The 25944-nt window shown below is 50.8% G+C and carries 21 protein-coding genes and 1 pseudogene; 12 read left to right on the forward strand and 10 right to left on the reverse strand.

Features of this window, described 5'->3' with window-relative positions; translation table 11 throughout:
* The first annotated feature begins 174 nt into the window (after nt 1–174).
* Nucleotides 175–1341: a cysteine desulfurase family protein gene (locus tag ACM1PF_RS11785; protein WP_416674717.1), complete on the forward strand. Its 1167-nt coding sequence runs from the start codon at nt 175–177 to the stop codon at nt 1339–1341.
* Here ACM1PF_RS11785 and ACM1PF_RS11790 read toward each other — a convergent pair.
* Genes ACM1PF_RS11790 through ACM1PF_RS11800 form a run of 3 tightly spaced genes read right to left on the reverse strand, consistent with a single transcriptional unit; the run spans nt 1327 to nt 4424 of the window.
* Nucleotides 1327–2745 carry a hypothetical protein gene (locus ACM1PF_RS11790; RefSeq protein WP_416674718.1) on the reverse strand — a complete coding sequence of 473 codons (1419 nt, stop codon included), beginning with the start codon at nt 2743–2745 and terminating at the stop codon, nt 1327–1329. The genes ACM1PF_RS11785 and ACM1PF_RS11790 overlap by 15 nt on opposite strands.
* Before the next feature lie 3 nt (nt 2746–2748).
* Entirely contained in the window at nt 2749–3024 is a 276-nt protein-coding gene (locus ACM1PF_RS11795; RefSeq protein ID WP_416674720.1) for a hypothetical protein, read from the reverse strand.
* A gap of 59 nt (nt 3025–3083) precedes the next feature.
* Complete coding sequence (locus tag ACM1PF_RS11800) at nt 3084–4424, reverse strand: ferredoxin reductase family protein (protein WP_416674722.1); 1341 nt, start codon at nt 4422–4424, stop codon at nt 3084–3086.
* An 873-nt stretch (nt 4425–5297) separates the two neighbouring features.
* On the opposite strand from ACM1PF_RS11800, the gene ACM1PF_RS11805 reads away from it, so the two are divergent.
* The 3 genes from ACM1PF_RS11805 (at nt 5298) to ACM1PF_RS11815 (ending at nt 8710) form a co-directional block, all read left to right on the forward strand.
* Complete coding sequence (locus tag ACM1PF_RS11805) at nt 5298–5981, forward strand: Crp/Fnr family transcriptional regulator (RefSeq protein ID WP_416674724.1); 684 nt, start codon at nt 5298–5300, stop codon at nt 5979–5981.
* 314 nt (nt 5982–6295) lie between these two features.
* Nucleotides 6296–8086, forward strand: a complete 1791-nt coding sequence (locus ACM1PF_RS11810) for a M61 family metallopeptidase (protein WP_416674726.1) — start codon at nt 6296–6298, stop codon at nt 8084–8086.
* A gap of 108 nt (nt 8087–8194) precedes the next feature.
* Nucleotides 8195–8710, forward strand: coding sequence for a RidA family protein (locus ACM1PF_RS11815; protein WP_416674727.1), 516 nt, complete (start codon nt 8195–8197; stop codon nt 8708–8710).
* A gap of 103 nt (nt 8711–8813) precedes the next feature.
* Here ACM1PF_RS11815 and accD read toward each other — a convergent pair whose 3' ends face one another.
* Nucleotides 8814–9779, reverse strand: a complete 966-nt coding sequence (accD, locus tag ACM1PF_RS11820; protein ID WP_416674729.1) for an acetyl-CoA carboxylase, carboxyltransferase subunit beta — start codon at nt 9777–9779, stop codon at nt 8814–8816.
* Between the two features lie 248 nt (nt 9780–10027).
* Nucleotides 10028–10237, reverse strand: a complete 210-nt coding sequence (locus ACM1PF_RS11825) for a hypothetical protein (RefSeq protein WP_416674730.1) — start codon at nt 10235–10237, stop codon at nt 10028–10030.
* Between the two features lie 217 nt (nt 10238–10454).
* Between ACM1PF_RS11825 and ACM1PF_RS11830 the strand changes: the two genes are divergently transcribed.
* From ACM1PF_RS11830 to ACM1PF_RS11840, 3 genes are all read left to right on the forward strand, one after another.
* A complete protein-coding gene (locus ACM1PF_RS11830; RefSeq protein ID WP_416674732.1) occupies nt 10455–11273 on the forward strand; it encodes an ABC transporter permease in 819 nt (272 codons plus the stop codon).
* 117 nt (nt 11274–11390) lie between these two features.
* On the forward strand, nt 11391–12914 hold the full coding sequence (gene lysS / locus ACM1PF_RS11835; protein WP_416674733.1) for a lysine--tRNA ligase: 1524 nt from the start codon (nt 11391–11393) through the stop codon (nt 12912–12914).
* Between the two features lie 466 nt (nt 12915–13380).
* Nucleotides 13381–14064: a hypothetical protein gene (locus ACM1PF_RS11840; protein ID WP_416674735.1), complete on the forward strand. Its 684-nt coding sequence runs from the start codon at nt 13381–13383 to the stop codon at nt 14062–14064.
* A 61-nt stretch (nt 14065–14125) separates the two neighbouring features.
* On the opposite strand, the gene ACM1PF_RS11845 is transcribed toward ACM1PF_RS11840, so the two are convergent.
* Nucleotides 14126–16300, reverse strand: coding sequence for an ATP-binding protein (locus tag ACM1PF_RS11845; RefSeq protein WP_416674736.1), 2175 nt, complete (start codon nt 16298–16300; stop codon nt 14126–14128).
* A gap of 291 nt (nt 16301–16591) precedes the next feature.
* Nucleotides 16592–17182, reverse strand: a complete 591-nt coding sequence (locus ACM1PF_RS11850) for a VOC family protein (protein ID WP_416674738.1) — start codon at nt 17180–17182, stop codon at nt 16592–16594.
* A 342-nt stretch (nt 17183–17524) separates the two neighbouring features.
* On the opposite strand from ACM1PF_RS11850, the gene zds reads away from it, so the two are divergent.
* Nucleotides 17525–19000: a 9,9'-di-cis-zeta-carotene desaturase gene (gene zds / locus ACM1PF_RS11855; protein WP_416674739.1), complete on the forward strand. Its 1476-nt coding sequence runs from the start codon at nt 17525–17527 to the stop codon at nt 18998–19000.
* Nucleotides 19001–19117: 117 nt separating this feature from the next.
* Nucleotides 19118–19564, forward strand: coding sequence for an SRPBCC family protein (locus ACM1PF_RS11860; RefSeq protein WP_416674740.1), 447 nt, complete (start codon nt 19118–19120; stop codon nt 19562–19564).
* Between the two features lie 176 nt (nt 19565–19740).
* On the opposite strand, the gene ACM1PF_RS11865 is transcribed toward ACM1PF_RS11860, so the two are convergent.
* The 3 genes from ACM1PF_RS11865 to codB form a co-directional block, all read right to left on the reverse strand.
* Nucleotides 19741–20154 (reverse strand): response regulator, encoded by a 414-nt coding sequence (locus ACM1PF_RS11865; protein ID WP_416674742.1) that lies wholly within the window; start codon nt 20152–20154, stop codon nt 19741–19743.
* Between the two features lie 141 nt (nt 20155–20295).
* Nucleotides 20296–20778 (reverse strand): Hsp20/alpha crystallin family protein, encoded by a 483-nt coding sequence (locus ACM1PF_RS11870; protein WP_416674744.1) that lies wholly within the window; start codon nt 20776–20778, stop codon nt 20296–20298.
* A 229-nt stretch (nt 20779–21007) separates the two neighbouring features.
* Nucleotides 21008–22315: a cytosine permease gene (gene codB, locus ACM1PF_RS11875; protein ID WP_416674746.1), complete on the reverse strand. Its 1308-nt coding sequence runs from the start codon at nt 22313–22315 to the stop codon at nt 21008–21010.
* Nucleotides 22316–22625: 310 nt separating this feature from the next.
* On the opposite strand from codB, the gene ACM1PF_RS11880 reads away from it, so the two are divergent.
* The 3 genes and pseudogenes from ACM1PF_RS11880 to ahcY all read left to right on the forward strand — a co-directional run bounded on the left by ACM1PF_RS11880 (nt 22626) and on the right by ahcY (nt 25922).
* Complete coding sequence (locus ACM1PF_RS11880) at nt 22626–23813, forward strand: hypothetical protein (RefSeq protein WP_416674748.1); 1188 nt, start codon at nt 22626–22628, stop codon at nt 23811–23813.
* A 129-nt stretch (nt 23814–23942) separates the two neighbouring features.
* On the forward strand, nt 23943–24533 hold the full coding sequence (locus ACM1PF_RS11885; RefSeq protein WP_416674750.1) for a Uma2 family endonuclease: 591 nt from the start codon (nt 23943–23945) through the stop codon (nt 24531–24533).
* A 118-nt stretch (nt 24534–24651) separates the two neighbouring features.
* Nucleotides 24652–25922: pseudogene (gene ahcY / locus ACM1PF_RS11890) on the forward strand (adenosylhomocysteinase).
* The last annotated feature ends 22 nt before the right edge of the window (nt 25923–25944 follow it).

Below are 25944 nucleotides of genomic sequence, written 5' to 3' on the forward strand. Positions count from 1 at the left end.
ACTCAGTCTGCAAGCATTCCAGATAATTGAATTTGCAGTCCTGAGAATCGCTGGCTGATCTTGAATGTTAGTCCTTCCAGGGGATTCGCCTGGCAGAGCAATGGTGGGAGGCTAATGTCCTATCCTGGAGTATGGAGACGCTTCGATTAGGTTGGAACGCTGAACTCAACGACTATGCAAATTTATTTGGACTATAGTGCCACTACACCTCCCCGTTCAGAGGTGATTGCTTTGATACAGCAAATGATGGTGGAGCAGTGGGGGAATCCCTCCAGCTTGCACCAGTGGGGACAGCGGGCCGCAACGGTGCTTGAACGGGCTAGATTGCAGGTTGCCAGCCTGATCCAGGCTGAACCAGAGTCGATCGTCTTTACGGCAGGGGGGACGGAAGCTGATAATTTAGCCATCATGGGTGTAGCACGGCAGTATACCCGTCCTCAACACCTGATCATTTCTAGCGTTGAACATTCTGCCATTTCTGAACCGGTTCGGTGGTTAGAACAGCAGGGATGGCAGGTGACACGGCTTCCGGTTAATCCTCAAGGACGAGTGAATCCAGCAGATTTGCAGGCAGCCCTGCAAGCGAATACAGTGTTGGTCTCGGTAATTTATGGCCAGAGTGAAGTGGGAACGCTGCAACCGATCGAAGCGTTAGCTCACATTACCCACAGTCAGGGAATTTTGTTCCATACCGATGCTGTGCAGGTGGCTGGACGCTTGCCCATCAATGTGCAGCAATTACCCGTTGATCTGCTTTCCCTTTCCAGCCACAAACTCTACGGGCCACAGGGGGCAGGAGCCTTGTACGTTCGTCCTGGCGTTGAACTGGAGCCTTTACTGGGAGGAGGAGGGCAGGAATTTCGGCTGCGATCGGGAACTCAGGCAGTGCCAACTCTGGCTGGATTTGGGCTGGCGGCAGAACTGGCGATCGCAGAACTGGAAACTGAAACGCTGCGACTGATGCAACTGCGCGATCGATTGTTTGATCAGTTGGCGGGGGTACCTGGGCTAATTCCCACGGGCGATCGACTGCACCGTTTACCCCATCATGTCAGCTTTTACCTAGACAATGCGGATGGCGATCGCCTCAGCGGTAAGACGATCGTGCGGCAAATGAATTTAGCGGGCATTGGCATCAGTTCCGGGTCTGCCTGTAATAGCGGCAAGCTGGTTCCCAGTCCCGTGTTGCAGGCAATGGGCTATGGCGATCGGGCTGCAAAATCCGGAATTCGGATGACCCTGGGACGGCAAACCACGGAAGCCGATGTTGACTGGACTGCAATGGTACTCCGGCAAATCCTGGAACGACTGGCTCCTGAACCCGTTTTATCTTCCCGGTAACTCCTGCTGGCTCATGCGGCGTAATTTCTCCGTGCGTTCGACTGCCGCTTCAATGTCTCCCTCGGCAATTTGCTTGACGTAGTTAATCTTGATCTCTTCTAAAAGATCTACTAACCAGTCTTGTAATTGCTCTAAATTATGGCTCTTTTGAAACTCATCTCTCAGCGCAACCTGGAAATTTTTGCCCAACTGGGCTGACAGTTCTGCCCCGACCGGATCTTCCAGCGTGTTTACCAGATTGCCGTAGATCGCCTGAGACAAATCTCTGGCCAGGCGTTCAGTCAACTGAAGCGGTATGCGGTTTATCCCAGGAAGACGCTGCAACTGTTGATAGGCAGGCAGTTGATTCAGGGTTTGGTTCAACGTATGGTGAATTAATGCTTCGACATCGGGCTGTACCTGGGGAAACACATCGTAGACACTAACGTTGATTAAACGGTTGGTGATGGCTTGAATTTCGTTTGTGTTATTGACCTGAACGTAGGGACGACGGGAATCAGGTTCCAGGATCCAACGTGTCACATCTCCTCGCCGGACAGAGGACTGCATTTGCTCAATCACCTGGACACCAATAATTTCGATGAGTTCCTGGGCAAAGCCAACGGCAAAGTCATGGTTGATTTGGGCAATCACAGGCTGCAGGTTGAGTAATCTAGCCTGGTAAAGCCGCAGCGTAACGGGTAAGATGCGTAACCAGCGCCAAAAGGGAATAAAGAAGAGCAAGTCATGCCAGCGGCGGAGGATCGCCTCAATCCAGTTCAAGTCTGGGCGACGACGGCTGATCAGGTAAGTCCGTCCCAGGAAATCTAGTCCCAGGATGATGATGAAGGGCAGGTCAATGATCCAGAAGCGATCGACAAACCGTCCAAAAGGTTCTAGCTCACGGTAGTAATTAGCGGCAAACAAGGGCCGCAGTTCAGTATTAAAAAACTCCAGCTCATTCTGCCAGCCAGCCTGGGCAAGATGCTCCTGACTCCAGAACAGGGCATAGCCGCTCTCAGCCGGTGTCGCTCCAACTCGCTGGTTAATCGTTTGATTAATTTGCGTTAGGTAGCCACTTTTACCCGCCGCTTCAAAGGGATTATTGGCAACAATCCGCTGGCTGATCCGACGGAGATCGCTTAGCAGTTCCTCTGTTTCTGGAGCATCCAGCCCTGCCACTCGGATGCGCGCCTCTAAGTTATCCACTCGGTTCAGGTAGTACTCTGTGGATGGATGAGGGCTAATTCCCTTCACAGGGTCATACAGCCGTGTCAGTCCGGGAATAAACTGCAGATAAACATCCCGCAGGGGAATATAGCTAATGTCGAAGAAGACTAACCCCAAATTGAGCAGGGCAATCAGGGCAATAATTCGGTTATACCAGCGGTTAAACGACGGTTCGGCAGGCTTTGGGCGCAGCATACTTTAAGTTATTTTCGATCGCGTTTCCTCGGTTTCTCGCTGCATCTCCCGGTTCACACTCGATTCCAGTGCCCCCGTTCCCGGTTGCCGATTTTGTAACCAGGCAAACCATCCTGCAGCGGAAACCAAGATAATCGTAATGATTGTCACTAATTGAAGCATGATGCTGTAGCGCATAGAAATCAATCTCCATTCAAACTCTATCCATTCATCCAAAACCGTGAAATTTAAAGTCAATTGCTGAGGATCGATCGCCATCAATCTCCGTAGCGCAGGCATCCTGCCTGCCAAAGTGACACCTGGGACACTCCCCTACCAAACCCTCCACGCGGGCTGGATTAAACCAGATTAAAGTGTTCCATATGAATGTTTGTGATTGGCACATCCAGGTCGTGCAGGGCCCGTTCCACCTGATCCATCATGACGGGAGCCGCGCAGATAAAGTATTGCCGACTGCCCCGGTGAATCGGAACATAGCGTTCCAGCAAGTCTCGATCGACATAGCCTTCCTCACCGTCCCAATCATCATCCGGTTCACGCAGGACGTGAACCACCTTGAGGTCGAGCTTGTCTTTGATTTCCTCCAACTCTTCCCGAAACGTGACATCATCCCAGGTGCGATTGGAATAGATCAGCAGGAAGGGGCGATCGTCCTTTCGTTCTACAGCGGTTCGTAGCATACTCATCATCGGGGTAATGCCAATACCGCCCGCAATCAAAACAAATCCAGCCGAATCCCAATAGCGATCGGTGGTGAACACGCCGTAGGGCCCATCCAAAAATGCTTTGGTTCCGGGCTTCACATCTTTAATTCGTTTGGTGAAATCCCCCAGAGCCTTGATGCTAAATTCCAACCGCTCGGCATGATCGCCGCTAGAGGACATGGAGAAGGGATGTTCGCGCATCCGGAAGGGGGAAATATCCAGCGTAATCCAGGCAAACTGCCCCGGATCGAAGGTGATGCCGTTGTGCCCGCGGGGACGCAGCACCAAAGACCAGACATCCCCCCGTTGGGACACCACATCTTCCACCAGGTAAGGTTTGCGGGTCATCATCAACGGCTTAATCAGACGCACGTATCCCATCAGCAAGAGGGCCGTAAGCACAATCCCGCTCCACAGAATAATCTTCCAGAACAACGACAGGTAATAGCTGACCCCGATCGCATGAACCAGTCCCAAAACCATGGCCGCCATCGCCAATAATCCATGTAACAGCCGCCAGGGTTCGTAGGGAATCTGAAGCTGTTTCCGAAAGATGGAGGTGATCACCAGAACAATCAGGGCGATCGTTCCGGCAACGGCTGCCTGAGCCCGCCACGGGGCCTCAAACACGTTTAAAAGCTGTAGAGTTTCGGGTTGATCAATAAACAGAATAATTGGATGAATCAGGATTAACCCAAACGCCACAAGGGAGATATAGCGGTGAAATTGCAGAATAATATCGATCCCATAGGATGACTCAATTCGATTAATTCTGGCCGTTAAGGCAAACTGCAACGCCATCATCGCCAGACCAATAAAGCCCAGGGCGACTGAAAATTCAGTCCAGAACCCTCGATCGTCCGCAGCGGGGGGGTAAAGGAGTAAAACTGCCAGCGGAACTAGCGTAATAAATAAATAGATTCCGAGCCAGAAGGCGGCGATCGCCACTGGACTGCGCATTAACAAGCTTCTCATAGCTTCCTCTCAAGGAATATCAGAACGGACAGGGCAACTAAACGGAAAACCAAACCACAGGGTTCAAAGGGGTTCAATAGCAAAGCTTCACAGCGACAGTCTGCACCAGAAACGATCGCTGCAATTGGCATGAGAATTGCAAGTTCCCATGCTCCACGCCATCATCCTATGGGTTGAAGGACTTTCTGAAATCTCACTAACGGTAGACGTTGACTGATATAGCCTTGAATTCGACTTAAATTTGAGAAGAATAGCCCCCCGTTATTTCAGTAATTCTGCGGATTCAGCATCAATCGCCGCGAGCAATTACGTATTTTCTCGGAGTAAAGGAACAGAAAAATCACAGATGATAGCTTTGGTTTTTATTGCATCTATCTCTAGTCTGATGATCATTTTCCTAATCACCGCTCTATCCTCTGGAGTGCTCATCCCTTCTCACTCCACCTCACCGGCCCAAGTCATTACTCCCGAAACAACCCTTCTCAAAACCGTTGTACATCTATCGACTACTCATTCCCTGCCCTGGAGTGAGCAGAAAAATCCACCCTGTAACTTTGCTCGTTGCGGTTAATTGCTGCGGTTAATTGCTGCGGTTAACTGAGCTGAACAGCAAACATAGAATTCCTGTGATCGCATGATATCCTTAGAATATCTTGCACTGTTGAGTGTGCAGTCCCGATCCAAAAACAGCCCCGAAACTCGGCGAAGCCTGACTTCAGATGTAGGCTTTTTTAGCTTTCTGGGTACTATAGTGTGAACAGTTCCTGTTTGCTCTGCCGTTTACCTACGCAGTTGGCGGTTCCAGTAAGGCTCTCTAATTTTGCTAGAAAGTCGCTGCTGGCGGGAGTGTGTTGATTCCTACCCATACCTTTCATGCAGACTGCTGTTTTTAGTGAGTTATTTCCGCTCTTTAATGCCGCTAGCCCAGAGACGATCGAGTGGCTTTTGTCTATCACCGTGGAGCATGAGTATCCAGCAGAGCGGGCAGTGTTGATGGAAGATGCCTGGGGAAATGCGGTCTACTTTGTAGAGTCGGGCTGGGTGAAAGTGCGTCGCCACGTTGGGGCTGATGTCGTGACGCTGGCAATTTTGGGTCGTGGGGATTTCTTTGGCGAGATGGCGATTTTAGATGAATCTCCCCGCTCCACCGATGTGGTTGCCCTATCCCCAGTTAAGCTGCTCAGTATTTCTGCTCAAAGATTTATTCAAACGCTGTTCAAAGACTCGCAGTTGCACCACCGCATGCTGCAACTCATGGTCAAACGTCTTCGCCACGCCAATTATCGATCGCAGTTGCGGCATCAACCTCCAGCCATCAAGCTTGCCAACACGCTCGTATCTCTGGGGGAAAATTACGGAACCCCCTCGGAGTACGGCACTCAGATCTTCGACATTCCCTTCAAGGATCTGGCTGATGTGAGTGACATCACCCTTGAAGAGACAACCAAGATCATGGAAAAGCTGAATAGCAAGGGCTGGATCAAAGTCGTTCCGCATCAACAGGTGGTTTATCTCCTGAACTTGAAACAGCTTGCTCACCTGGCTGGCAGAATTTAGGAATCTGCAAATGGCATCCTGAAATGGCATCCTGAAATGGCATCCTGTAGGGACAGACTCCTGTGCATTCTTGCTGCGCATCCTTAGGAATGCGAGAATCATCTGGAATTCTTGTGGGGTGGGCAGCGTTTCGACTGAGCTTTCGATCTGAGCTCAAGCCGAAGGGCTCAAGCCGAAGTCTTGCCCGCCCAGTCAGCAACGTAAACCGCTTTACAGGCTATTTAATCCGTGATCCTTACTGTGTGCCCCTGGGCACTAGATTTAGCTAGAATAATTTCTTTAAGCCACATTTCGCTGATATTTCCCCTTGGCCCATGACAGAAGCGACTCAAATGCGTCCATCGTTGTCTCCCCGTACCGATCTGGAGATTCACTATCAGGTGGCAATGTCCCAGCCAGAAACTCACCTGTTTGAGGTGACGTTGCATCTCAAAGGCTGGCGATCGGATCGGCTGGATTTAAAAATGCCCGTCTGGACTCCTGGTTCCTATCTGGTGCGAGAGTATGCCCGGCATCTCCAGGATTTTCAGGCGATGGGAGGGGGAGGGCAATCCCTGGCGTGGCGGAAGCAGAGTAAGAACCATTGGCAAGTGGAAACGGTGGGGGTAAGCGAGATCACGGTTCAATACCGCATCTATGCCAATGAGCTAACGGTTCGCACCAATCACCTGGATATTACCCACGGCTACTTTAACGGTGCAGCTCTGTTCTTCTACATTCCCGAATTTCAGCATTGCCCAATTCAAGTGACGATCGTTCCGCCCCGAGTCGATTGGCCGATTGCCACAACGCTCCCGGCTATACCCCATCAGAAGCATACCTTCCTGGCGGCAGACTACGATACGCTGGTGGACAGTCCGTTTGAGGTGGGGTATCACCGAACCTATGAGTTTGAGGCGTTGGGCAAAACTCATCAGTTTGTCCTGTGGGGCTCAGGCAACATTGATCCCGAACAAACAGTTGTTGACATTAAAAAGATTATTGAAACGGAAGCAGCGTTGTTTGGGGGACTGCCCTACGATCGCTATATGTTTCTGCTGCATATTGCGGCTCAGGGGTTTGGCGGACTGGAGCATAAAAATTCCTGTTCGTTGATCTATTCCCGCTTTGGGTTTCAGACGGACGATCGCTACCATCGCTTCATGCAGTTGGTGGCCCATGAGTTCTTTCACCTGTGGAATGTGAAGCGGATTCGTCCGAAGGGGCTGGAAGTGTTTGACTACGAAGGGGAGAACTATACTCCTTCCCTCTGGTTTAGTGAAGGGGCAACCAGCTACTACGACATCACTTTTCCCCTGAGGGCGGGAATCTATGATGCCAGGGTGTTCCTGAAATCTTTAAGTAAGGAAATTTCCCGTTATCTCACAACTCCCGGTCGGCAGGTGCAACCCCTGAGTGAGTCCAGCTTTGATGCCTGGATTAAGCTCTATCGGCGGGATTCCAACAGTGACAACTCTCAGATTTCCTACTACCTCAAAGGAGAGATGGTGTCGCTGCTGCTGGATCTGCGGATTCGCGCTAAGTTCAACAACCAGCGATCGCTGGACGATGTACTGCGTCAGCTCTGGCAACAGTTTGGTCAGCCGGAAATTGGCTTTACCCCAGAGGAATTACAGACGGTGATTGAATCGGTGGCGGAGGAAGACCTGAGCGACTTTTTCCATCGCTATCTGGATACAACGGAAGAGTTGCCCTTCGATCGCTACCTGGAACCGTTTGGCCTACAGGTTCAGCCGGACACTGAGGATTTAGAGCCCTTCCTGGGCATGACGGTGCGATCGGAAAATGGTCGAGAGGTGGTGAAGTTTGTAGAAGCCAACTCTCCGGCCCGGCGGGCTGGGCTGGATCCCGATGATGAACTGCTGGCCATTGATTCGTTGCGGGTTAAAGCCAGTGATCTGAGCGATCGGCTGAAGTGCTATGCAGCGGGTGAAACCATTCACGTTTCGGTATTTCATCAAGATGAACTGCGCACCTATCGCGTCACTCTGACTGAACCCCGTCCCACGTCCTATCAACTGGTTCCCGTCAAAGATCCATCTCCTGCACAGAAACAAGCTCTGGAAGGCTGGCTGGGTACGACCTGGGAAACTATTCAATCGTAGACGGTATTTTTTCTAGCAAATATTTTTCAGCCTCCTCCCTATGCTGAGAAGGAATAGGATTTTTGAGGAGTGGATTGAATGCTGAGAATGCTGAGAGGCTGGAAAAATATGAAACGAATTGTCTGGATGGGTCTAATTGCGTTCAGCCTGTCTATTGCCTTTATCCTAGCGACACCCAATCGATCGATCGCTCAGGAGATTATCCGCCATCCCATCCCCAACTCTACTTTCCCGATCGCCCAGGCAGTTGAGATTCCCACGACCGGAACATTGGTTTATGTGAGTGGTCAGGTGCCCCCGGTAATCAATCCCGATGCCGATCCCAATTCAATCGAAGCCTTTGGGGATACGCAGATGCAGACGGTGACGGTACTGGAACGAATCGACGGGATTCTGACCAGCCTCGGACTGACCATGAGTGATGTCGTCAAGATGCAGGCTTTTCTGGTAGGTGATCCGGAGATGGGAGGAGTGATGGACTTTGCGGGCTTTATGGAGGGCTACACCCAGTTTTTTGGCACAGAAGAACAGCCCAACTTACCCGCGCGATCGACCATGCAGGTGGCAGGTTTAGTTAACCCTGGCTGGCTGGTCGAAATTGAGGTCGTTGCGGTTCGGATGTAGCCGTCCGGATATTAAACGTAGTAAACGTAGGGTGGGCACTGCCCACCACTCCAAGAGTCATGCCCACCACCCCAGGATTTATGCCCACCACCCCAGGATTCACCTAATCCGGGCGCAGGGATTCCAGGGGCAGCGCATCAGGAACCCGCATAAACGGGGCAGAATCGACATGATGATGGGAGTCTGAAGGGGAAGAATGGTCGATCGCCGGATAGGGCTGATGTAGGCGAATTAACTGCGCCAGCGTCTTCTTGAGCTGCGTTCGAGGCACAATTGCATCCACAAAACCGTGGGAGAGCAGGTATTCAGAAGTTTGGAAATCATCTGGCAGCTTTTCGCGCAGGGTTTGTTCTACCACCCGCCGCCCGGCAAAGCCGATCGTCGCTTTCGGTTCCGCCAGAATAATATCTCCCAGCATGGCAAAACTGGCGGTGACTCCCCCCGTCGTTGGATGGCTCAACACTGGAACGTAGAGCAGTCTTTCCTCTCGATGGCGTTCCAGCGCACCTGAAATTTTGGCCATCTGCATCAGACTGAGCATTCCTTCCTGCATTCTGGCTCCACCCGATGCACAGACAATCACCACGGCAATTCGTTCCCGCGTTCCCTGCTCAATCATCCGGGTCAGCTTTTCCCCCACCACGGATCCCATACTGCCGCCCATAAACCGAAAGTCCATCACCCCTAGCGCAACTGGAGAGCCATCCAACTGTCCTAACCCGGTTTGTACCGCATCGGTTAAGCCGGTTCGCTCATGGATCTCCCGTACCCGATCGCTGTAGGACTTGCGATCGCGGAATTTCAGGGGATCCACTGGACGCAGGTCTTCATCCAACGGTTTCCAGGTTCCCGCATCAATCAACTGCTGAATCCGTTCATCGGCATAGACGCGCAGATGATGACCGCATTCCAGGCAAACCATCTGGTTGGCGCGTAAATCTTTCGTGTAGGTCAGCACACCGCATTCGGGACACTTCGTCCATAGCCCATCGGCAATTTCGCGCTCCTGCCGTTCTTTGCTAATGGGTTCGGTTTTTCGGCGATTGGCAAACCAGTCAAATAAAGACATATCGTGAACCGGGAATTAGTTTTAAGGAATCGTGAAAAGGAAAGATGTAAAGCGAATGCGAAACATAATAAATAGTCAGACACAAAGAAAAGCCCATTCTTCAGGCGATCGATCGTGCTCTGCTGATGTTGGAGTGGATTAATTTAACGGCTTTTGGAACTCCCAGCCTTTAAGGCGTTCAGTACCATCAAAGTGGGATAAAAATGGCAAATTGAGTTGAAGTTGCACATCTGATTCAAACTTTGCTGCTAAAGGTTTTCTTCGATCGGACTCAATAGGAGCAACGCCGTCCATTGATCCTGAGGAGGAACCTGAACCGCAAGGGGGGAATCACAGCCAAAGTGAATAGCTGCCCCTTGGGCAACGACTCGAACTGGAATTTCATGAGCGATAAGCATTTGCTGCATAAACTCTGCTTCCCATCGAGTATCCGTTGTTTTGATAGTGATCCAAGTCACAAGATGATTTTATCAGAGCTAAGAACCACGATCGGTTTCCCCGATCAACCGATCATAGCGCGTTTCATCCCCCCATTCTGGTTCCAGCTTTGTCCATTCTGCTGACTTCAAATTCTGCTGCTGCTGCTCAAGGTTACAAGAAGTGCCAAAATAGGGAGAAGGAAAAATTTCTTAACTTACTTCATCTAGTCACTCTAGTTTAGACGGTGTAACCCCTGTGGCTTCTCAGTCCTCCCTTCAGTTGGGACAATCATTTAAAGGCTCGTTTCTCCGCGGCATCCTGGCCGATAGTTTGACCGTATTTTGGGGCGACTGGCTGGATCTTCGGGTGCGGCTCCCGCAGGTTATTGCCTCTGGTCTGGTTTCCCCCCTGATCTATATCATCGGGTTTGGCTTAGGACTGGGCAGTGCCATGCAGATTGCTCCTCCCCTCGGAGATAACTATCTCCAATTCATCCTGCCGGGTATGGTGGCCCTGTCCTCCATGACCATCAGCTTCGGCGGCACAACCTTTTCTATCTGCGGTGAGCGACTCTATTCCAAGACCTTTGAGGAAATCCTCCTGTTACCCGTTCATCCCCTATCTTTATTTCTGGGTAAAATGCTGGCGGGTGTGGTGCGTGGCATGATGACATCGGGTTCTGTCCTGCTAGTCGCCCTGATTTTCACGCAAAACTTGAATTTCCTCCATCCTTTGTTCCTACTCCTGCTAGTCCTGAACTGTGCTGTGTTCTCTGGGTTAGGGGTAATTGCCGGTTTAAACGTGAAGTCCCTGGAAGGGGTTGGCTTGATCAATAACTTTTTGATTGTGCCCATGTCCTTTCTGGGAGCAACTTTCTTTGACCCCGCTACCCTGCCGATCGCCCTGAAAGCAATTGTGTATCTCCTGCCGCTTACCTACACCAGCATTGGTCTCAGGGCAGCCGTTTTCCAGCCCCTCTCTGAGTTTCCCTGGTACAGCTTTCCAATTTTATTGACAATCGCCATTGTCCTGTCCGCGATCGGAGCTTATCAGTTTGCCCATCAGCAAGATTAAGGGAATGCTGCACTGAAGCGGTGGCCCTACCCACCCGACAATATTTTTGCCTTTTCCCAATTATCGATTCCCGATTCCCGATTCCCGATTACTCATTACCCATTACCTCTCCCAGCCATGTCTTCTGACGATCTCCGCGCGACTCGCCTTGAAAAAGTAGCTCAACTGAAGGAGTTGGGCATGATTCCCTATGCCTATCGGTGGGATATCTCCCATCGAGCCGCCGATCTCCAGGAGAAATATGCTGACCTCCCGAATGGAGAAGAAGTGGAGGTGGAAGTGTCGATCGCCGGTCGAATTCTGGCGCGGCGGGTGTTTGGTAAGCTAGCTTTCTTCACGCTACAGGATGAAACCGGGACGATTCAGCTTTACCTGGATAAGAAAAAAATTGGGGAAAGCATGACGGAGGATGGGGAAGCCTTTAGCCACCTGAAACAGTTGACTGATGTAGGGGATTTTCTGGGGGTAAAGGGCACGATCCGCCGTACGGACAAAGGGGAACTCTCGGTCAATGTCAGTCACTACAGCATTTTGACCAAATCCCTGCTGCCCCTCCCTGATAAATGGCACGGGTTGACGGATATTGAAAAACGCTACCGCCAACGCTATGTGGATTTGATCGTCAATCCAGAGGTGCGGAGTACCTTCCGTAAGCGGGCGTTGATCACGGCAGCCATTCGCCGCTACCTGGATCAACAGGGCTTTATCGAAATTGAAACCCCTGTCCTGCAATCGGAAGCGGGAGGCGCGGAAGCTCGACCCTTCATCACCTATCACAACACGCTGGAGATGGAGCTTTACCTGCGGATTGCCACAGAGTTGCACCTGAAGCGGCTGATTGTCGGCGGGTTTGAGAAGGTGTTTGAACTGGGACGGATTTTCCGGAATGAAGGCGTTTCTACCCGGCACAACCCTGAATTTACGACGATCGAAATTTATCAGGCCTATGCCGACTACCACGACATGATGACCCTGACGGAGCATCTGATCACCTACGCGGCTGAGCAGGTGATCGGGACGTTGGAAATATCCTATCAGGGACAGACGGTGAATCTGACTCCCCCCTGGCGACGGGTCACGATGCACGATGTGATTCAGGAACAGACTGGGCTGGACTTTACCCAATTCAAAACGCTGGCAGAGGCAAAATCGGCCGCGAAAGCTGCTGGACTGAAGGACGTGGAGGACTGCGAGTCGATCGGCAAGCTATTGAATGAAGCCTTTGAGCAAAAGGTGGAACCCACCCTGATTCAGCCCACCTTCATTCTGGACTATCCAGTCGAAATTTCTCCCCTCGCCAAACCCCACCGCAGCAAACCCGGGCTGGTGGAGCGATTTGAACTATTCATCGTTGGCCGGGAAACCGCCAACAGTTTCTCTGAGTTAACCGATCCGATCGATCAGCGGGAACGGCTAGAAGTTCAAGCTGCTCGCAAAGCTGCCGGGGATCTGGAAGCGAACAGCGTCGATGAAGACTTCCTCACCGCGCTGGAATACGGCATGCCCCCCACTGGCGGCATGGGCATGGGAATCGATCGCCTGGTAATGCTGCTGTGCGACTGTGCCAGTATTCGGGATGCGATCGCGTTTCCGTTGTTGAAGCGGGAGGAGAAGAGTGAGGAGTTGAAGAGTGAGGAGTGAGGAGTGAGGAGTCAGGAGTGAGGAGTTAAGAAGTGAGGGGGTGGGCGGTAGGCAAGATGCCTGCGCTACGGATTACCTGGATCAATTAGCTAGCTAATCAGTCCTACAGGCTTTGCCTGTGCTGCGCGAATAGCACTGAATCTTCAGTCCTCCTGATTTCGATCGGCTATAAGGGAATAAGGTAAAGGGTTAGTGAGCGGATTGGAGATGAATGAGGGAATTTTAGTGAACTGAGGAAGTCCAATTGAATCATCTGAAGTTCTTGTGGGGTGGGCATCTTGCCCGCCCAGTCAAAAAGGCAGAACGATCGACAGGTTTTCAATTCACGATCCTTAAGTTCGCTTAAAGGAGTCAATTTTACAAGTTCTATGGGCTTTACTGATTCTCTCCTCTCTCCTCTCTCCTCTCTCCTCTCTCCTCTCTCTCTACCCAACCTGCATCAACCGCTCGTTTCTAAGCATCCACCATGATGAAACCCGTACTGCGTCTGATCTTCTTGCTGGTAGCGTCTACCCTGACCCTGTCCGCTTGTGCCAGAAGTGAAGAAACTACAAGTGCTGAGATTCCTGCACCGATTGCTGCTAGCCCGCGTTTCCCAACCGCCATTAATGCACTGCCGGAGAACCAGACTCCATCCACGCTGAACGCTACGTATCGTCAGCCGAATGGAGCGTTTGAAATTTCTTTTCCAGAAGGATATCAATATCAACCAACGGAATCTGGGCTAATCTTTTACTCTGAGGATGAAGCGTTTCGAGGAGAAGTGGTGTTTGGGTCGGCTCAGGGGGAAACCTACACCAATGAGCAATTGGAAGAGTTTTTGAAACAGGCGTATCGGGCGAATTTAAACTTGACGGAAGTTGACTGGCAGCAAACTGCGGTGCAGCCAGATGGTAGTGTCCGGATTGATTGGGTAGGAAAAGATCCAGGGGAAAATGTTCTGGATGCGGAAAGCTTTATTGAGCAACGGGGTGACACGATTTACATCCTGACGCTGTCTGGGATTAATGCATCCTACACGGATTATCTGGAAGATGCGCAGGCGATTGTCAATAGCTATCGGGTACAGCAAGAAGCAACACCAGAAGCGACTACCCAAACACCGGCCAGTGCTGAAGCTGGAGAAGACAACGCGGACAGTGCCGAATAACCTGTCACCACTTTTGAACTTTTGGAAAAGCCAGGTGAGGGCTGTGAGGCTTCGCGTCTCGTCAAAACGCGACCCCGGCAATGTACTCCTCTCCGACTAAAGGAACGGCACTTTGTCGGGTCGGAATTTCAATGATGAATTTTGTTCCCTTGCCCGGAGTGGATTCGCACCAGAGCCGTCCATTATGTCGGTCTGTAACAATCTGGTAGCTGATGGACAGGCCCATTCCCGTGCCTTTGCCCACTGGTTTGGTGGTGAAGAAGGGATCAAAAATTTGCGATCGCACGGCTTCACTCATGCCAGTTCCATTATCTGAAATGTGGATAGCAATGCGGTTTCTCACCTTACCCGACCAAATGCGAATCGTACTGGGTTCTGCCTTGATTTCCTCGATCGATCGCAATCGATCGCGCTCTTCCAGAGCATCAATGGCATTACTGAGCAGATTCATAAACACCTGATTCAGTTGCCCAGCATAGCATTCCACCAGGGGCAATATGCCGTACTCTTTGATGATTTGAATGGACGGGCGATCGCCTTTTGCCTTGAGTCGGTTCTGCAAAATGGTAATGGTGCTGTCGATGCCCTCATGGATATCAACATCTTTGACTTCCGATTCATCTAGTCGGGAAAAGTTTCGCAACGATTGCACAATCTCCCGAATTCGGTCAGTGCCTATGAGCATGGACTGAAGTGCTTTTTCCAGGTCAGCCTCCAGAAACTTCAGGTCGATCGCTTCAATTTCTGCCTGAATAGCTGGCGGTGGCTCAGGGAAATGTTTGTCATAGAGATGCACCAGATTCAGCAGATCCCGAGCGTAGGTGTCTACGTGGGAAACGTTACCGTGAATGAAGTTAACGGGATTATTAATTTCGTGCGCCACCCCCGCCACCAACTGCCCCAGGCTCGACATTTTTTCATTTTGGACAAGCTGTAGCTGGGACTGTTTCAGTTGCGTGAGGGTGGTTGATAGGGCTTCGGTTCGGTCTGCAACGCGCTGTTCCAACTCTTCAAAGGAGGTTTGCAACTGCTCTGCCATATGCTGAATCAGCAACTCTAAGATGTCCAGCTCATCTTTATTCTGGACGCTGAGGGCCAGCTGAGATTCCACCACAGTTGGGTCTATGTTCTGCAAATTCAACCGTTCGATGCGATCGATGTCCGTTTCAATCAAAGCATCGCACTGATCTAAAATTGGTCGCAGCCGCTGATTCAGCCGTCGGATAAAGAAACTGACTACCACTGCCAGAATGCCACCTGCACCAATTGATGCACCGAACGCAATCAGCAGCACCGGTTGAAGAATCACCCACTGCGGTACAACTTCTAGCATGAGCCAGTGCGTTCCTTGCACCCGTTGATAGGCCCAGTACATTCCATTGCTTTGAATCAGTCCCGATGGATCAGTGCTGATGTGGGGCGAAACGGCATTTAGTTGGGGAATATCTTGATAGGTCGCCAGACTTTTTGCCTGTTGGGGATCAGGAGGATAGGCTAGCAAATTTCCCTGATCACTGATGATGGTCAGGTAACCACTGTCCTTAAACAGGGATAAACTCATTTGCTGACTCAGGGCAGTGACACTAATATCCACTCCCATAAATCCCAGTAGTGGGTTGTCGTCGCTAGAGGATGACTTGCCATACATGGGAGCCACAAGACTGGTCATTGTAATGTCATTCCAGGCATAGGGTTCCAGCCAAACAGCCGATTGCGTTTCCACCGGAGTGTGGTAGTACGGTTTCTGAGTATAGTCCTCCAGCTGAGCAATATCGACAAAGCGCGTGTCGGAATGGGGGGCAGGTAAAGGTTGCCCAACCTGATCAGGAGTATGTTGATCTAGAAAAAAGTAGGGATAGTACAGGGAACGATCGGGTGCGAGTTGAAAGGGAGCCTGTGCAGCCCCTGCGCCCAGTGCGATCGGCGGTCGGTTTTGATACAGTTCAAACATTGTCTCCCGGTAGGAATCTGCATCAATCGTCTTCGCCTCATGCAAGACTTCGATCGTTGTGACTGAATCAGACAGCAATTGTTCTACGCGGGAAAGCTGCCCCTCCACCAGGGCGGCTTGCGTCTCCAAATGGCTGACCATTTCAGCTCTGACCTGACTCTCCAAAACCTGGTAGAACAGGTAGGACATACTACTTAGCCCAAGCAATGCCCCACAGAGGACATACAAAAATAGCCGCGTTCCGATCGAGTTACGAACTGAAATCTGGATAGCCCCCAAGCTCATATATTACTTCTGATAGAGTTACATTCTTTAACACACTCCATCAGTATGCCCAGGCATCCAAACGAAGTAACGCCCACTCGATCGCAGAAGCAATGAAGAGCGGGCGTAATGAATGCGGTTTTGATGATTCAGGTTTGCCTGACTGAGTGGAAGAAAAAACTCGTCAAGGAGCATGGGTTCAATAACCTGTTCTCTTTTCTGCTGCTTTAACTGGGCGGGCCAGACTTCGGCTTAAGCTCAGTCGAAACGCTGCCCACCCCACAAGAATCTCAGGTTATTAAATTTGCCTGCCTAATTTGAGATCTCGGCCATCTCAATGACTCGCCCATCCAGATCTTTCACCAAGAAGTTGAGCGGATTATCTCGACGGATCTTGTACTTCACGCCGTAGGATTGCACCCGCAGCAGCAATTGCTCCAGGCAGTCATGGTCAAAGCAGACATGCCGCTGACGGTTTTTCGCACCCATGCTAGCGCCGGAAATCACGTGGAGCTGCGTATTTTTTCTCAACTGATACCACAGCCCATCAGAATTGTTGTAGGTCGAACCGGAGCGCGTCAGGTTTGCAGTTGAAGCATAGAGCGGATCAACGCCAACAGCTCCCAGCGTTTGTTCATAGTTGTAGTAGTAGTGGAGCGGTACATCCGCCACTGGCAAATCCAGCAAACCCTCGTAGAACTGCCGGGCTAATTCCAGATCCGTCACCATCACGGTGTAGACCTTAGGAGCACTGGTCAAAAACATCCACATGGCTCCTGCATAGGCAATCAGGAGGGCCACCATGATGCCTTGCGTAGACAAAAGGCTGTCCAGCGGCAGGGATGGCAAGAACGAGGCTAGGGTCTGAAACGCCAATGGGACAATATGAACTTCAGTTAACATGAATGCTTAAACGCTCTCCGTGTACGTTAAATCTGCTCCGTAAATGGGCGAAGGCAATGGGCAAAGGTAGTGAGCCAAATCCAGGCACGAACAAAATGTGTAAAGACTTGCAAGAATATATTGCTGTTTAATTACCTTTAGTCTACCAATCTCCTTTTCGTCTCGTCTAAAGTTCTGTAGCAGAAGTTTTAAGATTTGATTAATCTGCCCATTGGTAGGTACGGAATTCCCTAAAGCAGAGGCGAGCTTCCTTAAAAAATATCGGTATAAACCCTTTGAAACCGTTAAACTCCTGCCCCATTCCTTTACACTATGTAAAGAATCGTTCAGGAATGGTGTTGAATGCGAGTTGCGATCGTTGGTGCTGGATTGGCGGGGTTAGCTGCTGCGATTGAATTGGCAGATGCCGGACAGGAAGTGGAAATCTTTGAAGCGCGATCGTTTGTCGGTGGCAAGGTTGGAAGCTGGGTCGATGCCAACGGCAATCACATTGAAATGGGGCTGCACGTTTTCTTCAACAACTACTACAACCTGTTTGCTCTGATGCAGAAAGTGGGAGCGTTTGAGAACCTGCTGCCGAAAGAGCACGTCCATACCTTCATCAATCGGGGGGGCGACGTTGGCAAGCTGGACTTTCGCTTCCTGCTCGGCGCACCGTTTCATGGACTCAAGGCTTTCTTTACCACCGGACAGTTGACTCCCCTGGACAAGCTGCAAAACGCGCTGGCTCTTGGCACTAGCCCGATCGTCCCTGGATTGGTGAACTACAACGCTGCAATGAAGTGGATTCGATCGCTCGATCGGATCAGCTTTGCTGATTGGTTCCGCAGTCATGGGGGATCGCAAAACAGCCTGAAGCGAATGTGGGATCCGATCGCTCTGGCTCTGGGGTTCATTAATACTGAAGAAATTTCTGCCCGCTGTATGCTGACCATCTTCATGATGTTTGCGGCCAAGACAGAAGCCTCCCGGCTCAACTTGCTGGCGGGTTCACCCGATGAGTATTTGCACAAGCCCATCCTGCGTTACCTCCAGGAGCGAGGCGTTCAAATCCACACACGCCGACAAACCCGTAGAATTCTGTTTGAGCAGAGTGAGCAAAAGGGACAGACTACCGTGACAGGGCTGGTCGTTGCCAATGGAGAAACAGAGGAAACGGTTACAGCCGATGTCTATCTCGCAGCCTGCGATGTGCCTGGAATTCAACGACTATTACCTGCGGAATGGCGCAAATGGTCGGAATTTGACAATATTTACAAGCTAGAAGCCGTTCCAGTGGTAACGGTGCAGCTCCGCTTTGATGGCTGGGTTACCGAAATGGAGGATGCAGAACGGCGAAAGCAGCTCAATCAGGCGGCGGGAATTGACAATTTACTCTATAGTGCCGATGCCGATTTCTCCTGTTTCACAGATCTGGCTCTGTCTAGCCCCAGAAACTATTACCGGGAAGGGCAAGGATCGTTAATGCAGGTCGTCCTCACTCCTGGTGATCCATTCATTCGGATGAGCAATGAGGAGATCGCTCAACACGCCCTCAAGCAAATTCACGATCTCTTCCCATCTTCCCGCGATTTAACCATGACCTGGTTCAACGTCGTCAAGTTGGCTCAGTCCCTCTACCGCGAAAATCCGGGGATGGAACCTTACCGCCCTCCCCAAAAAACCCCCATTCCCAATTTCTTCCTGGCGGGTAGTTACACAGCACAGGACTACATCGATAGCATGGAAGGAGCCACGATTTCCGGCAAGCAGGCGGCAGCGGCCATTCTGGAACCGATCGGATATCAAGTGCAGGGGTCAGGGCTGTTCAGGTACTAGGATGATGAATCACACAGCCTGGATTACATCCCGTCGAGTTGGGTCATTCTAAACTCTGATCTCCAAAGATTCATCCATTCCCCCCTCCCTATTCCCCACTCCCCACTCCCCACTCCTATGACTGACTGGCTCGAGCACACCGTACAAGTTGAAGTTGAAACACCGATCGAACTGGTGTGGAGTTTGTGGTCTGACCTGGAGCAGATGCCACGCTGGATGAAGTGGATTGATTCTGTGAAGGTGCTGGAGGATAATCCAGACTTATCTCGATGGAAGTTGGCATCGGGTGGCTTTGAGTTTAGCTGGCTCTCCCGCATTACCAAACTGGTGACGCACCAAATTATTCAGTGGGAATCCGTGGATGGACTACCCAACCGGGGTGCGATTCGATTCTACGATCGCGGCGAACATAGCATTGTCAAACTGACGGTTGCCTATGCAATTCCTGGGATTTTGGGCAAGCTAATGGACAATCTCTTCCTGGGTCGCATTGTCGAGTCAACGATTCAGGCAGACCTCAATCGATTTCGTGAGTATGCCCTCAAATCTGCCCGCAAGCCATAGATATAGATATAGATATAGATATAGGTATATAGCTATCCTCCGTAGGATTTGAACGGGGTGCAGGGGTAAAACCCTGGCGTGGGGGCGTTGCCCCTACCCCCTTGTTCACAAACAATTTGTGAACGCTATAGGTATAGATGAAGTTGGGACAGTGGGCCAGATTAGTCCCTAGTTTTTTAATCCCTGATCTCAATTTCCCAGCCCAGAGCCTCAGCAATTTGGTGGGGAAGGGATAGGGGGTTAAACGGTTTGGCGATCGTTTTGATCACACCGAGCTGAACCAATTGACTTTGCTTAACGTTTGGCTTGGCAGTTAATAGGACAACTGGAATCGAACCCTCAAATTGACCATTCAAGCGTTCTAAAAACTCAAAGCCATCCATTTCAGGCATCATCAAGTCAAGTAGGATTGCGTCAGGTAACTGTTCCGTAATCCGCATCAACCCCTCTACCCCTGATGCAGCTTCGGCAACCTTCCAACCTCCCAATTCTTGCAAACAAGTCTGTACCACTTCTCGAATGTGGTCTTCATCTTCAATGATCAAGATTTGTTTAGTGGATGTCTCCATCGCGGCAATGACCATATCCATGATTCAACCTATGCATTGGCAGGACTGGAACCCACTCCGAGAACTGGACAGGGCTTCAGAATAAAAGTTTTGAAAGGTTCGGCGGGGTACTAATTAGTTAAAAAGTAGTTGAAGCAATGCCCAACCGGATTACCGGCCGGACTAGCAGCATTCAGCATTTAGAACATTGGACTGCTCCAGACACCGATCGTCTGATGTGACTTGAACCGCGATCGTCTGTCGCTGGATTCTGCCCGATTTAGGTAAAACCAGCATCAGCACGTTATCTTGCAGCTTGACTTGAACCGATTCTGGATGAACCGCGATCGGCAACGGAATCAAGTTTTGGATAGAACTGGCACTGAAATAACCCTCAACATCACAGGCGATCGGTTTACCTTGAATCACCGCTGTTTCTGGTGAAACTTTAACTTTCAGATCAACCAAAGTTTCAGGCATCTGAACCCGGAGAGTTACATCCGTCTCCGTCTCATGAATCGTAATATCTGCAATCCAGGTTGAACCACTGCTACCAACCCAAATTGTTGATGCTTGCTCGTAGGAAGACGCTTCTGACAGGATTTCCTGAACCGTTTGATACAAGCTGTTCAGCATTTGCCAAGATTGCCACTGTGTAAAAGACATAGTTCACGCTTCGGGATATTACCACTCGTTTCGTGTCTACAAAAACCATTCATGGCGCAGACCAATCAAAGCCAACTTTCCCCACTCCAGGGAAAGCAGTATCTCAAATGGCTATGTCTTCCAGACTATGAAAAGAAAATAAAGAAGTTATAAAGATGGAGGGGGAGGAAGGGGGGTTGGGGCGAATCGCAATCCGCCCGTACCAGAAGTGGGAAGTGAGGCGAAAGTGCTATCTTCCCTGCGGAATTGCCTTCGACAGAACAAAATACAGAATCACAGCGGCAATGATGCCGTTGATGGGGGCAATGCCAAATCCAGCCTGAGATGAGAAATAGGCGATCGCAGAGGCTAATACATAGGCAATAATTCCAGCCCAGTTAAATGCAGGTTGGCGTTGGTCGAGGGATGGAAAACCGCCGCGACGGTGCAGCCAGAAATCAGCCATGATGATACCGCCCACGGGGGGAATAAAGGTGCCCAGCAAGATCAGGTAGCTGACCAGGTTTTCGTAGATACCGCTCAAGGACAGGATCAGGGCGATGGTTGCACCACCCAAGACAAACCAGGTGCGCTTGTTGGTGCGGAACATATGAGAACCAGCCACCGAGAAGGCGTAGATGGTGTTGTCCTGAGTCGTCCACATATTCAAGAACAGCAGAATTAAGCCCCCCAGCAACAGACCTTGATAGGCCATAACCTGCACAATATCGGAGCTATCAGCAATATCAGCAACGCCCGAATAGACCAGGGCGCAGAAAGCTCCCGTAAAAATCAAAAATCCGTTGGCAAAAAAGAAGGCGGCCAGTGTGCTCGTCCAGGCAGTCTTAGTCGAATCGGCAAAGCGGCTCCAGTTGGTTGACTGGGTTCCACCGGAGATGAACGTACCAACAATGATGGTCAGGGCTGCCCCAATGCTCATCTCCCCGGCAGGGGTAATGGACTGGAGTCCTTCCAATCCACCCACTTCTCCGGTAGCGATCGACAAACTCCAGACCATTAAAATCAGCATGGCTGGAACGGCAAGGCGGCTTAACCAATCCATGGCCCGATAGCCAATGTAGGCTGTACTGCAAAAGAAATAGGTAAAAAATAGAATCGTCAGCCAGTTCCAGGATGTAGGAACCCCGGCCAGTTTATTCAGCAAATCGGCAATCAGCGCAGAGCCCCACGCATACCAGCCAATCTGTGTAAAGCCCAAAATAAAATCAACCCAGCGCGACCCCACACTGCCAAAGCTAAACCGAGCCATTAACACCGTCGTTAACCCGGTTTTAGCAGCAATATAAGCTAACCCTGCGGCATACAGTCCCAAGATTAAGTTGCCAACCAGAATCAACCCCACTAGATCGGGGAAGAAACGAAATTGTGGACCAACTAATCCACCTGCAAATAATGTGCCAGAGTACAGCGTAAATCCCATCAAAATGGGAGCGAGTGACCAGATTGATCGCCGCGCTTCGGGCGGAACCGCACTGAGGGGATAATCCTCTCCTGCCTGCGATCGATCGATTGATTGCGCCCGTGAAAACACATTCATTAGCTGTAGATCCCTTTACGTTTTCTTTGTAAATTCCTGCGAAAACCATTGTCTGCCGTTGCAGAAGCTTAGATGGTATTGCAAATCACCGTCATTGAGATAGGAAATTGGAGTGAACAGGCTAAATTGAAGCGACTCTTTGACCCTTCACCCACTGCCGTGTCTGTCCATCTTCTACCCTGTGTATGATGGACTGATTGTACAAGTTGAATGCTTTAATTCTCCCGGAGTCCTCACCCCTCACCTCATGGGCTTCCACAACACGCGATAGCATGATGACATAGAGGGAAGCTCAGATCATGGCTGGATTATGGCTAGATTAACGTTATTTCTATTTATACTTGTGGTTTTGGTGATTCTGGTTTTATCGAACCTGTCACCGACGATCGCCTTAACGATTTTAGGGATCAGAACCCTGGCCCTGCCGCTGGGGGTGTGGGTCGTAGGGGCGATCGGAGCTGGAGCATTGACGACATTACTCCTGTCGCTTTTGTTCAACCTGTCCCGTCCCTCAACTGGCCGTTACTCTAGCCGTGCCAATCCGCGTCGTGTTGCCGGAGGTTCATCTCGCCCCTGGACTGCCTGGACGGATCGAGATCCTCAACCCGTTGGCAAACCTTCTGGTGCAGCAGGGTCAACCCATAGCCGCCTGGATGATGATTGGGAAGCCGATCGCCAAGGCAGGGATGAATGGGAGAATTGGAGCGATGATAGAAGGACGAGCACTCAAACCTTTGAATCAGCTCCGGGTGAACCAGTCCCGCGCAACCCATCTTTTGAACCCCGAACTGAAATTCGAGATCGGGAGGATGAGGATTGGGCAAACTGGGAAGGCTATGCCGATGAGGGAGACGATCGAGAAGAATTTGAGGCCCGCCGGGATACCGATCGCAGGTTTGATCGCCGGGATACCGATCGCCGGGATACCGATCGCCGGGATACCGACTTCGAGTTAACCGATCGCCCCGATCGTCCAGTTCGCCCCACGCCACCCCGCACCGACTTTGAATCCCCCCAAACTCCTGAAACCCGTCGGCAGGAAGGCTCGGTCTATTCCTATGGCTATCGTCGCCCCAGTCAGCCATCCCCCAGTCCAAACGAGGATTGGCCAGATGCAGTCAGTGATTCAGACGATCGCTCCTACGACTCCCTGGATGATGATCGGGATGATTCCTCCAGAGAGCCTTTCCCTGACGATCGTTCCCCTGCTCGTCGCCCTGCTGCCAAACCCGATCAAGTCTACGATGCCGATTATCGGGTGATTGTCCCTCCCTATCGTCCTGACCCAGAATCCTTTAGTCCTGCCCCAGAACCTGACCCTGCATCTTCTTTCAATGCACCGGATTCCCTTGATTTTGCTGAAGAGGAGGATGATTCGATCGAGGAACCCGTGATGCCCAGCATTGAGGCAATTTATGGACTTGAGGATGACGACGACGATGAAGACGAAGTTGAAATTTGGGATGAGGATTGGGGGGTGGAGGATAACCCGAATTAGGCGATCGTCCCCAATCAGTAGTCCCAGCACTGTCCCTGTACTGATTACTTTATTAATGAGTTGAGACGGAATTGCATCCAAAGATTAGCAGCATCAAGCAAAGTAAGACCATCAAGCTAAAGTAAGACAATGGCTACTCTAACGCTCCCACTCAAGTTGGATCTCAATCAGGTTCATCTATCCGATGAGCAGTTCTATCAGCTTTGCATCAGCAACCCTGATCTCAACATTGAACGCAGTGCTACAGGAGTGTTGATTGTCATGTCTCCAATCGGTGGTGAGAGCGGCAATCGAGAAATGGAGCTTGGAATTGACCTGGGACTCTGGAATCGGCAAACTCAACTAGGAAAAGTTTTTAGTTCCTCTACCATGTTTAAACTGCCCAATGGTGGAAGCCGTTCGCCCGATGCCGCCTGGGTAAAACTGGAACGTTGGCAAGCCCTACCTCCAGAGCAACGCCAAAAATTCCCGCCGATCGCCCCGGACTTTGTGATTGAATTGCGCTCTCGAACCGACAGTCTATCCTTGCTTCAAGAAAAAATGCAGGAATATATCAATGGTGGAGTGCGTCTTGGATGGATGTTGAATCCGCAAGATCAGCAGGTAGAAATTTATCGTCAGGGGCAGGAAAAAGAAGTGCGAGCGTTGCCCACTCAGCTTTCGGGGGAAGGAGTTTTACCAGGCTTTGTTTTACAGGTCGATCGGTTTGTAGAGATATAGTCTGACTAAGTTAAGTAATGAATCCGTATATTTCCGCTCTACGGATAGCTGATCGGTAGCTCATCAGATAAGCTAGGTTAAAGCAGTTTCCAAAGTTACAAATTATTGCGGACTCTACATGGTAGCAACACAAGTCAAACACGATGTTAAAGACCTTTCCCTCGCCCCCTTGGGGAAGCAGCGCATTGAGTGGGCAGGACGCGAAATGCCCGTTCTTCGGCAAATTCAAGAGCGGTTTGCTCAAGAAAAACCGTTAGCGGGTATTCGTCTCGTTGCCTGCTGCCACGTCACCACTGAAACCGCACATTTGGCGATCGCCCTCAAAAATGCTGGGGCAGATGCCCTGTTGATTGCCAGCAATCCCCTCTCTACACAGGATGATGTGGCAGCCAGCTTGGTAATGGATTACGGGATTTCAGTTTTCGCTCAGAAAGGGGAAGACAATGACACCTACCATCGTCATGTGAATATTGCCCTGGATCATCGCCCGAATATCATTATTGATGACGGCAGTGACGTAGTCGCAACGCTGATTCAGGAACGCAAGCATCAACTGCCTGACCTGATTGGTACCACGGAAGAAACCACGACGGGAATCGTTCGCCTCAAGGCCATGCTCAACGATGGGGTTCTCACCTTCCCCGCCATGAACGTGAACGATGCGGATACGAAGCACTTCTTTGATAACCGCTACGGTACAGGTCAATCAACATTAGATGGTATTATCCGCGCCACGAATATTCTACTGGCGGGTAAAACGATCGTTGTGGCTGGCTATGGCTGGTGCGGTAAGGGAACGGCTCTGCGGCCCGGGGCATGGGCGGTAATGTGATTGTGACGGAAGTGGATCCAGTCCGGGCGATCGAAGCGACGATGGATGGATTCCGGGTGATGCCGATGGATCTGGCGGCTCCGCTGGGCGATCTGTTCGTGACGGTAACGGGCAACAAGCACGTGATCCGGGGTGAGCATTTTGAAGTGATGAAGGACGGGGCGATCGTCTGCAACTCTGGTCACTTTGATATTGAGATTGATCTGAAAGCCCTCAAGGGCATGGCAACGGAAGTGAAGCAAGTTCGTAACTTCACGGAAGAATACCGTCTAAACAATGGTAAGTCAGTTGTCGTCCTGGGTGAAGGTCGTCTGGTGAACTTGGCGGCAGCGGAAGGCCACCCCAGCGCAGTGATGGACATGAGCTTTGCCAATCAGGCCCTCGCCTGTGAGTACCTGGTGCAAAACAAAGGCAAGCTGGAACCGGGGATGTATGCCATTCCGACTGAACTGGATCAAGAAATTGCGCGCTTGAAGCTTCAGGCCATGGGAATTGCGATCGACAATCTGACTCCGGCGCAGTTGGAGTACATGAACTCCTGGACAGCGGGAACCTAACCCGTTGGACGATATCGGTATA

Source organism: Egbenema bharatensis FJBBOT/2019 (genome assembly GCF_048077055.1).
GTDB lineage: Bacteria > Cyanobacteriota > Cyanobacteriia > Elainellales > Elainellaceae > Egbenema > Egbenema bharatensis.

Excerpts from the sequence above, each read along its gene's own strand:
- ACM1PF_RS11785 (WP_416674717.1), top strand. The coding sequence starts at position 175 with ATGCAAATTTATTTGGACTATAGTGCCACTACACCTCCCCGTTCAGAG.
- ACM1PF_RS11790 (WP_416674718.1), bottom strand. The coding sequence starts at position 2,745 with ATGCTGCGCCCAAAGCCTGCCGAACCGTCGTTTAACCGCTGGTATAAC.
- ACM1PF_RS11795 (WP_416674720.1), bottom strand. The coding sequence starts at position 3,024 with ATGCCTGCGCTACGGAGATTGATGGCGATCGATCCTCAGCAATTGACT.
- ACM1PF_RS11800 (WP_416674722.1), bottom strand. The coding sequence starts at position 4,424 with ATGAGAAGCTTGTTAATGCGCAGTCCAGTGGCGATCGCCGCCTTCTGG.
- ACM1PF_RS11805 (WP_416674724.1), top strand. The coding sequence starts at position 5,298 with ATGCAGACTGCTGTTTTTAGTGAGTTATTTCCGCTCTTTAATGCCGCT.
- ACM1PF_RS11810 (WP_416674726.1), top strand. The coding sequence starts at position 6,296 with ATGACAGAAGCGACTCAAATGCGTCCATCGTTGTCTCCCCGTACCGAT.
- ACM1PF_RS11815 (WP_416674727.1), top strand. The coding sequence starts at position 8,195 with ATGAAACGAATTGTCTGGATGGGTCTAATTGCGTTCAGCCTGTCTATT.
- accD (WP_416674729.1), bottom strand. The coding sequence starts at position 9,779 with ATGTCTTTATTTGACTGGTTTGCCAATCGCCGAAAAACCGAACCCATT.
- lysS (WP_416674733.1), top strand. The coding sequence starts at position 11,391 with ATGTCTTCTGACGATCTCCGCGCGACTCGCCTTGAAAAAGTAGCTCAA.
- ACM1PF_RS11840 (WP_416674735.1), top strand. The coding sequence starts at position 13,381 with ATGATGAAACCCGTACTGCGTCTGATCTTCTTGCTGGTAGCGTCTACC.
- ACM1PF_RS11845 (WP_416674736.1), bottom strand. The coding sequence starts at position 16,300 with ATGAGCTTGGGGGCTATCCAGATTTCAGTTCGTAACTCGATCGGAACG.
- ACM1PF_RS11850 (WP_416674738.1), bottom strand. The coding sequence starts at position 17,182 with ATGTTAACTGAAGTTCATATTGTCCCATTGGCGTTTCAGACCCTAGCC.
- zds (WP_416674739.1), top strand. The coding sequence starts at position 17,525 with ATGCGAGTTGCGATCGTTGGTGCTGGATTGGCGGGGTTAGCTGCTGCG.
- ACM1PF_RS11860 (WP_416674740.1), top strand. The coding sequence starts at position 19,118 with ATGACTGACTGGCTCGAGCACACCGTACAAGTTGAAGTTGAAACACCG.
- ACM1PF_RS11865 (WP_416674742.1), bottom strand. The coding sequence starts at position 20,154 with ATGGATATGGTCATTGCCGCGATGGAGACATCCACTAAACAAATCTTG.
- ACM1PF_RS11870 (WP_416674744.1), bottom strand. The coding sequence starts at position 20,778 with ATGTCTTTTACACAGTGGCAATCTTGGCAAATGCTGAACAGCTTGTAT.
- codB (WP_416674746.1), bottom strand. The coding sequence starts at position 22,315 with ATGAATGTGTTTTCACGGGCGCAATCAATCGATCGATCGCAGGCAGGA.
- ACM1PF_RS11880 (WP_416674748.1), top strand. The coding sequence starts at position 22,626 with ATGGCTAGATTAACGTTATTTCTATTTATACTTGTGGTTTTGGTGATT.
- ACM1PF_RS11885 (WP_416674750.1), top strand. The coding sequence starts at position 23,943 with ATGGCTACTCTAACGCTCCCACTCAAGTTGGATCTCAATCAGGTTCAT.